Source organism: Emticicia agri, assembly GCF_004168285.1.
GTDB classification, from domain to species: Bacteria; Bacteroidota; Bacteroidia; order Cytophagales; family Spirosomataceae; genus Emticicia; species Emticicia agri.
On sequence record NZ_SEWF01000101.1, the window covers coordinates 1 to 5,406 of the forward strand.

Sequence of the window (5,406 nt, forward strand, 5' to 3'; positions counted from 1 at the left end):
ACTGGTTTTCCGCAATCAGAAAATGGGTTTATTATTAAGCGAGTTAGGGGCTTACATCTGTGGTTTTGCCCATGCCCCAGCAGGCACCAAACGCATCAGTAATCTACTTCGGAGTAAGAAATGGGAAAGTAAATTAGTTGACAATTTTTTGTTTGCAAAGGCCAAAGAACGCATCAGAGATTTACAGGCAAGAGGTCTTCGTCCACTGTTATTGTGGGATGATAGTCGGATAGAAAAACCAGAGTCTTGGTTCATGGAGGGCTTATGTAGTGTAGAAAGTAGCAAAGGGAAACGATTAACCAAAATCAAGAAAGGTTTTTACCATCCACCAGCCAGTCGGATTTGTGTACCAGGTTTTCATTGGACAGCTACGATGGTATCAGCTTTGGGAGAAATCCCCTCGGTGTGTCAAATGAGTTGGTGGACCAGTAGAGGTAAATACAAGGAATTGGCTTCGAATATCATGTTCCGAATGCTCAAAAAACTCAACAAGTCACTCATCGTAAAGGTTTTACATGTACTTGACAGAGGCTATGCTTCTGCATGGACTATTGAATGGATGATGCACTTTGAACAGGATTTTCTGGTTCGTTGGAAAAAGAATATTTTGCTCATTCATCCACAAAAAGGTACTAAACAGACGCATCAGATTGCTCGGTATTTAAAATCTTCTGCCAGAAAAGTAGTATTGGATACCCAACGTAAAATTACTAAACACATCGGTATTGCTTTCTGTGCAGTGATTCATCCTGAATTCCCTGATAAAGAACTTTACCTGATTGTAGTAAGAGACAAAAAAGGACGGCAAGCACCTATGTATCTGCTTACTTGTTGTATTGTTTTATCCAACAAAGATGCCTGGCAGATGCTCCATTCTTATATGCATCGATGGAACATAGAACAGACTTTCAGAGTAGGGAAAGCAGAATTGGGGTTAGAATCACCCAGACTTTGGTTTTGGGAAAATAGACTCAAATTAATGGCCATTGTGACACTTGTCTATGACTTCTTACTATCGATGCTCAGAAACTGGAGTAGTTTTATCCCTATCCTGCTCAAAAACTGGTGTCATAGAACAGGAAATCGGTACCGAAATGCTTCGATACCGATTTACAGATTGAGATTAGCCATCTCCAATTGTTTGAATGCATTAATTCATTTAAGTATTACCCAAAATTCGGGATGACTCATGTCCATAATTGTAATAATTGCCATTATTCGCTTTTCAGTACTTTCACCGGATTGGTTTCTGCGGCTTTCAGAGTCTGCGAGCCAATCATAACAAAAGCAATCAGCAATACAGCCAATAAGCCAACAAACAACTCAATCAACTGTACAGGTGTGTGATACGGAAAATTGCGAAGCACATATTTTTCAAAGAAAAGATAAGTTATAGGGATAGCAATTAATGCCGACACAGATAACATTAACAAAAAACCACGGCTCAATAAGAATACCAGACTACCCGAACTGGCACCCATTACTTTGCGTATGCCGATTTCTTTCAGCCTGGTTTCGGTAGTAAATGCCACCATGCCAAACAAGCCCATCGACGAAATAGAAATAGCCAGTAATGAGAGGAAACCGATAATTTTAATCATTACCGAAAATTCGCTATAAGCATCTTCTATTTCCTGGTCATAGAATTTGGCTTCAAACGGATGCACTCTATCAATTTTTTCCCATACAGATTCAATTTTTGCCATAGTGGCAGGTATATCATTACTTTGTATTTTGGCATTGATTACTGCCCTGTCGCCGGGTGTCCAGAACATAAAGGCTACAGGCTCAATAAGGTTATCAACCTTACCGTAATGAAAGTCTTTAATTACGCCAACAATGGTCATCTTACGTTCACGTATGCCGAAGCTATTGAAGGTAATTTCTTTTCCTATGGCTTTTTCGGGGTTGTTATTGCCGATGTTAAATCTTTTTAAAACCTGCTGATTAACGATTATTTCTGTGGCGGCTTCGGGCGTAGTGGGTCTTGCTTTAAAATTCCCCCCTGCAATGAGCTTATATTCGTGCAGAGCGAGATAGTTCTCATCTATATGGTTTGTCATTACCAGCGCAGAATCACGAGAATCTCTGTATTTCATAAAACCTCCCCAGGCATTGCCAACGCTGGTAATAATTAACGAACGGGATAAGCCGCTTACCTCTGGTATTTCGCTCAATTCTTTAAGAAGCGCATCGGGTTTATTTCCCTGCATATCAATGTTCAGGATGTTTGCCGTGTTAAAGCCAAGGTCGAAAGCTAATATGTTTTTATATTGCACATAACCAACGGCTGTTGTGGTAATAAATATCAGGGTAAGGGTATATTGCACCACTACCAGAGCTCGCCTGAATGTAACGAATTTAAAGCCTTTTACCGAAGATACATTTCTGAGCGCATTGATAGCATTAACCCTCGAAAAGAACAGCGCAGGCAGAAACCCGGCAACAATACCCACAGTAACCGAAAACACGACAAAAGCTATTACCATAGGTATTGTAAGTTCGAGCTTTACGGTTCGTTGCATTTCAGGAGCCAGATTTATCAGTTGTGGTCGTAGTATAAGAAAAATAAAGAATGACAGAAGCAGAGCTGATAATGAAATCATGATTGATTCTACCAGAAACTGTTGCCATACCTGACTTTTTCCGGCTCCGATTGCTTTACGGATACCAACTTCCTTGAAGCGTCGCATGGCACGTGCAATTGATAGATTGGTGTAATTGAAACAGGCCGATAATATTACTACGAGGGCAAGTCCGCCGAGTATCCAGAGCACCACCGGAGACATGTGTGGGCCAACCGATCCGGGTCCTCCTTCAGACTGGCGGAAATTCTCTCCAATCACAATATTATATAAAGGCAGAAGTTCAAGTTTGATAGTTGTATTTTCTTCGGCCAGATTTTCTTGGCTGGCAACGGCATCAAGTTGTGACTGGATAGCGGTTATATTCGCATTTTCCGGAAGGCGGAGATATACAGAGTTTGCCGACATGCTCGTCCATTCTCCGAAATTCCGATTGCCCTTGTTCAACTGCTCGGCTGTTGACAACGATACCAGAGCCTCAAAGCTCATGTGCGAAAAGAAAGGAACATCTTTCATGACTCCGGTTACCTGATAATCAAGGTTATCGAACCGGATTACCCTGCCCAGTACATTTTCAGTGCCAAAGAGTTTTTGGGCGGCCGCCTGTGTCAGCACAATGGAAAAAGGGTCTTTCAGTGCAGTTTCAGGGTTACCTTCCAGCATCGGAAATGTAAAAACCCTGAATACCGAAGGGTCGGCCCAAAAGCCCTTGACAGGAAGAGTATTTTCGCCAATCTGAGCATCCTGCGAAAAGTCGTGGCGCATAATAGCTACTTCTTCTATACCTGTTACTTTCTGTCTGATAAGTTTTCCGGTCTTGATAGAGGTAGTGGCAAACTTGCCTTTGGGTTTATTATTTTCAGTAACTATATTACTGATACGATAGATTCGGTCTCCATGTTCATGAAACTTGTCATACGAACGCATATCGAGTACAAACGCTATCAATAGCAGGCCAACCGACATACTGATGGCAAGGCCAATGATATTGATAAACGAGAACATTTTGTTGCGAAGCAGATTCCGTTTGGCTGTTTTGATATAGCTTCCGAGCATAATTTTGTGTATAATAAGGTTAAGAAATTTTGTTATCGTACCATATTCAAAAATAGGAAAGTAAGGTAGGCTGAATGAAAAAATGGTTTGAATTGCCCGGAAAATGGGATGAAATCTAATAAAAATTGTATAGTTAAGTTTTTAAACTGACTTCTTATACAAATATTCATTCTGAAACCTGATTGGCAAAGCAACCTGTTTCTATTTTTAAACGTATGGGTAGAGTAATAGGATTTTTGGAAATGACTATTTTGGTAAACCCTTTCCACACAACTTTAAGCATACGCTAAAAATCATTTAAGAAATTTTAACAATTTCACAGCGTTCGAAAACTTTTAAACGTCTTATGTTTATAGAATCCTCCACACGTTAGTTAAAGCTTTTGAAGAAAGGTGAGTGTGGCAGGTTTTTAAGAAAAAGCAATACTAAAACAAACTGTTTAAAACGTTTTGCCTATGCGTTACGTAAGAAAAATCGCTCCAGAACAGGTGGAGTATTTGAGAGAAGTGTCTCGTCGTAGCCGGAATTACAGAGAACGTGAGCGGGCAAAAGCCATACTATTAAGTTTTAAGGGCTATAACGTAACAACATTGTCGGACATTTTTGAGGTCAGCAGAGCAACTATAACCAATTGGTTGGATGCTTGGGAAGCGAGAGGAATGAAAGGTTTGAAAGATTTACCCAAGCAGTCGCATAATGTTCCTTTAAGAAAAATCAGTAGCACTGTGCTACCAGCAAAGGAACTCATCTATCATTGAAAAACTTTTGAAACAAATCTACTTCTATTTTTATTAAAGTTTGTCTCTCTTAGAGGCAAACTTTTTTTGTGTATGTAGGCTTTCCTTGGAAATTCTCTTAGATAAAATATTCTAACGACAAGACACTCAAAAATCTGAGTGTCTTGTTGATTTTCAAAGAGCAACATCTTTAAAAAGTACAATCTATCGTGAGTTTTTCGTCAATTGAGACTTTTCTGTTTACGAGTAGACACACTGAACCACCCCATTTTATGGGTGAGTTTTGATATGAAATTTTCAATTTAAGCGGCCATTTGGGCTTGCCTTTGAGCTTTCTGTCTTCGTTTGGCAATCAAAACAGCATTGGCAGTGTGAATACCGAAAAATAGCCAAACTTGTTCGTTGTCAGGACTTCTGGCTTTGTTCTTATGCAAGAGGTAATGTTCCTTTTCATTACCAAAACTGCCTTCTAAACGTGTAGCTCTTTCTTTATTAAGTACTGCTTTGATTTGTTTGGTAGCTTTATCATCTTTTCCAGTACCCTTTCTAATAAAGTTGGTCTGGATGTTCTTCTGAGTAGTATATTTACGATTTTCATTGGTAGCATAAATCCTGTCAGCAGCTATATGGGTACATAGACCAAAAGTACTTTTATGTTTGACTATACTGATTTTCAGACGTTTACACTCATTGAAGGCTTCATAACTTCCATATTCAATTATGCTGATTCCACCTACCTGCAACTTATGAACCTTCATTCCGAACTCTAAGGGTTTATTCTCTTTTCCCCTGATAATGGGTCTGAGGTAGGGTTTGTACAAACTTACTATCCGGTTTGGTATCTTGGCTTGTGGGTGTAAGTATCGCTGTTTTTGCTGTTGATAAACCAGTTTAATGGTCTTAAATGTTTCAGCGTCTACCATACTTAATCCTTTCGCTTGAGTTTGATTGAGCAGGGATTGATAGGCTTCTATTCCTTTATCCAACAATTTTAGTAAAGCATTTTGCCTGCTTCTGGTTTTTCTATA

General features: G+C 39.5%; 4 protein-coding genes. 2 read left to right on the plus strand and 2 right to left on the minus strand.

What is annotated here, in order from left to right; genetic code table 11:
* Positions 1–1,186: transposase (locus EWM59_RS27050; protein ID WP_445447092.1), on the plus strand; the 1,186-nt coding region annotated here is incomplete at its 5' end.
* 28 nt (positions 1,187–1,214) lie between these two features.
* On the opposite strand, the gene EWM59_RS27055 is transcribed toward EWM59_RS27050, so the two are convergent.
* Positions 1,215–3,641 carry an ABC transporter permease gene (locus EWM59_RS27055; protein WP_130024324.1) on the minus strand — a complete coding sequence of 809 codons (2,427 nt, stop codon included), beginning with the start codon at positions 3,639–3,641 and terminating at the stop codon, positions 1,215–1,217.
* Positions 3,642–4,096: 455 nt separating this feature from the next.
* Here EWM59_RS27055 and EWM59_RS27060 point away from each other — a divergent pair, with 455 nt between their 5' ends.
* Positions 4,097–4,399: a helix-turn-helix domain-containing protein gene (locus EWM59_RS27060; RefSeq protein ID WP_130024325.1), complete on the plus strand. Its 303-nt coding sequence runs from the start codon at positions 4,097–4,099 to the stop codon at positions 4,397–4,399.
* A gap of 281 nt (positions 4,400–4,680) precedes the next feature.
* On the opposite strand, the gene EWM59_RS27065 is transcribed toward EWM59_RS27060, so the two are convergent.
* On the minus strand, positions 4,681–5,406 hold a 726-nt coding region (locus EWM59_RS27065; protein WP_510186009.1), incomplete at its 5' end, for a transposase family protein.

Coding starts and splice junctions, on each gene's coding strand:
- EWM59_RS27060 (WP_130024325.1), top strand. CDS start 4,097: ATGCGTTACGTAAGAAAAATCGCTCCAGAACAGGTGGAGTATTTGAGA.
- EWM59_RS27055 (WP_130024324.1), bottom strand. CDS start 3,641: ATGCTCGGAAGCTATATCAAAACAGCCAAACGGAATCTGCTTCGCAAC.